The 2971-nt window shown below is 53.6% G+C and carries 3 protein-coding genes; all 3 read left to right on the forward strand.

Going from position 1 to position 2971, the window contains the following annotated elements:
- Positions 1–1497, forward strand: a 1497-nt coding sequence (locus CLH61_RS18190; RefSeq protein ID WP_099616113.1) for an RHS repeat domain-containing protein, incomplete at its 5' end; no start/stop codon positions are given.
- A gap of 10 nt (positions 1498–1507) precedes the next feature.
- Positions 1508–1885, forward strand: coding sequence for a hypothetical protein (locus CLH61_RS18195; protein ID WP_099616114.1), 378 nt, complete (start codon positions 1508–1510; stop codon positions 1883–1885).
- Between the two features lie 760 nt (positions 1886–2645).
- Positions 2646–2971: RHS repeat domain-containing protein (locus CLH61_RS18200; RefSeq protein ID WP_170003794.1), on the forward strand; the 326-nt coding region annotated here is incomplete at its 3' end.

Here is a 2971-nt window from a genome sequence, read left to right on the forward strand (position 1 = left end):
ACCACCACGAATGCGGCGGACCAGATTGTGGCGGACTATGCCTACACCCTGGACGCCACCGGTCGCCGCACCCAGGTGCAGGAGGCCCACAACGGCCAAACCACTGGCTACCGCTACGACGAACTGTACCGCCTGACCGGCGAAACCATCACCGACCCGGTGAACGGCAACCACAGCGCGGAATACCAGTTCGACAAGGTGGGCAACCGCACCTACAGCATCATCAACGGGGTGCACACCGCCTACAGCTACGACAACAACGACCGTCTCACCCAGCAGGGCGGCGTCAGCTACAGCTACGATGCCAACGGCAACACCCTGACCGAAACCGAAGACGGCCAGGTCACCCGCTACCACTACGATGCCCGCAACAACCTCATCGAAGTGGAAAAACCGGGCCTGACCGCCAGCTACGGCTACAACGCTGATGGTATCCGCACCCGCAAGACCGAAAATGGCGTCATCACCCACTACGTGGTGGACAGCAACCGGGACTACGCCCAGGTGCTGGCGGAGGTGACCAACGGCACCACCGACGTCAGCTACACCTACGGCGACGACCTCCTGGCCCAGCACCGCTTAGGCGCGACGTCCTACTACCTCTATGACGGCCATGGCTCCACCCGGGCGCTGGCGGACGAGGGCGGTGCCGTCACCGACACCTACCATTACAACGCCTTCGGTGTACTGCTGGCCAGCACCGGCGATACCGAGAATGCCTATCGGTATACCGGTGAGCAGCGGGATGCGGGGCTGGAGCAGTATTACCTGCGGGCTCGGTACTACGACCAGAGCGTGGGGCGGTTTACGCAGATGGATTCGTGGATGGGACTAAGCCACGATCCAGTTACATTGCATAAATACCTTTATGCCAACGCTGATCCAGTGACGCATATCGATCCGACGGGGAATTTTAGTCTCGGGTCCGTGATGTCGGGTATCAATGTAATGGGCAACTTAGCGATGAGGGCCTATAACGCCTACTCATTTTTCGACTCAATGAACTCAGTTCTAAATGGAGAAACGGAAGTAAGCGCCAGTGCTATAGGTATGGCAATTATTTTTAACGCCTCTGGTGGTAAATTGCTGAACCTTCTGCCGAAAAAAACCAGAGAAAGGATACTGAAGGTACCGGGCCGGGTGAGAACAAGAATTAATCTGGCAAACTGTGTTACTAGAAATGAAAGATCAAATGTTTGCGAAGAAGGTTGGGAGCATGTCGTACGTAAGCATTTTTCAGGGCAAAGTAATAAAAGCCAATTTTCTGTTGGCGAGGAAGAGCTTAGGTATTTACTACAGTCTCAGCGTGTTGTTTCGGCATTACCGAAAGAGTTGGCTGGAGGGAACAAAGCTAGGTATCTGAGAACCGTGAAGCTTTCTCAATATGTTGGGACAGATATTAAGAGCGGAGGTCGGAAAACTAAATATTTGTCTGTCATTACCGATAAGTATGGAAATATATTAACAGCTACCCCAGGAAAAATTAACGCACCTTGAGGTCTGAAATATGAGCATTAAAGTTGATTCAGCTAGAAAAGACCTTGCCGTATTAAATGAGAAATTCAGAAATCGAGAGGCTTTCTCACCAGGCGATCGCGAAGAGATTTATCGGCAACTTGTTCAAATTAAAAAGGTTGATTTAATTTCTTCTGTATTGATTAGCTGGATGCCGGAAGGCGATGATTTTTACTCTGGGCGCATCATTGATCAAAAAGGACAAATTTTTCATTTTGACATTCATGTGAAGAATCCTGACTTTACTGAATGGGATGATGATTTCCCAGTTGATGAATATGAGAAGCTTAGTAGGTTTAAGGCTCTCAAGCCTTGGGATGATAACAGGCTGGCCATAGAGCTGTGGCATGAGCTACGTGGTAATTCATAGGGCTCGGTCGCTGGCAAATGGCGAAAATTCGTGAATTGTCCCGTCCGCTGTCCGGATGGCATTGGGTGGGTTGGAAAGCCGAAGTTGTTGCTCAAGAATCGTTCGGTTTTCCAGAAAATGAGCGCTTGGCCAACGATTCGTTACCAAAAAAACCGATCGCGCGAGTGTCCAGGTGGCCGGTTTCGCCGGATTGGCACATGTTTGACCATAGCTGCCCGCTGCCGCTAGCGGACAGTCGGAAAGTGTGCTGTTTTTAGGGGGCGGGTGCTAACCCCGCGGATAAAATCCGTTCAGCACCCCGTTCCACAACGAGACGTAGCGCCAGTGTTTAGGCCGGGCTGGGGCTTTGTCCTGCCACACTTCGGCGGGCGTCTGTCCAGCCAGGTTCTGGGTGGGCACACCTGGTTGTACCACCAAAGGTGATCGCCAAGGTCCGGCAACCGGCGTCGGGCAAATGGGCCTTGAGGCGAATGAGTTCGTCGGTGACTCAGGGTGGTTTGCGGCGGGCTCGGATGGGGTTGCGTTTCCCATTGGAACAAAGCGCTACCTGGTGTTTTCTGTTAAACCTGCACGGCTGTTTGCACCTGATCATCCCCATCCATAGCAGGATAGGGAGAGTGGCGGCGGCAGCGTAGAAATAGTCCAGTGATGTCAACGTCACGAGTTCTTTAACAATCCTGTATTGAAGCGGGGGCAAGGATAGCCCGCCGCGATGGCTGGTCAAGCCGTCGGGTTGAGTGGACGGGATAAAGAAAGAAGCGTGATCTTTATCCCGTGCCTAAGTGGAAGACTCAAGCTGGGAGCCGGGTGGTGTAACACTCCAAGTCCGGTTCCTGGCCTTCAGCTCACCACCCAGGCTGGCTATGTCGACACCGTCAACCAGAACTTCGGTATCGAGCAGGTAGTGGACTCCAACGGCCACACCTGGAACTACAGCTACGACGCGCGGGGCAACCAGCTCACCCAGACCGACGGCATGGGCAACACGGTGGCGTACACCTACAACAGCCGGGGTCAGGAGCTAACCCTTGCCGACGCCCGTGGCAACGTCTACCAGAACAGCTACGACAGCGTGGGTAACCTGCT

Origin of the sequence: Marinobacter profundi (genome assembly GCF_002744715.1) — a bacterium.
Lineage (GTDB): Bacteria > Pseudomonadota > Gammaproteobacteria > Pseudomonadales > Oleiphilaceae > Marinobacter > Marinobacter profundi.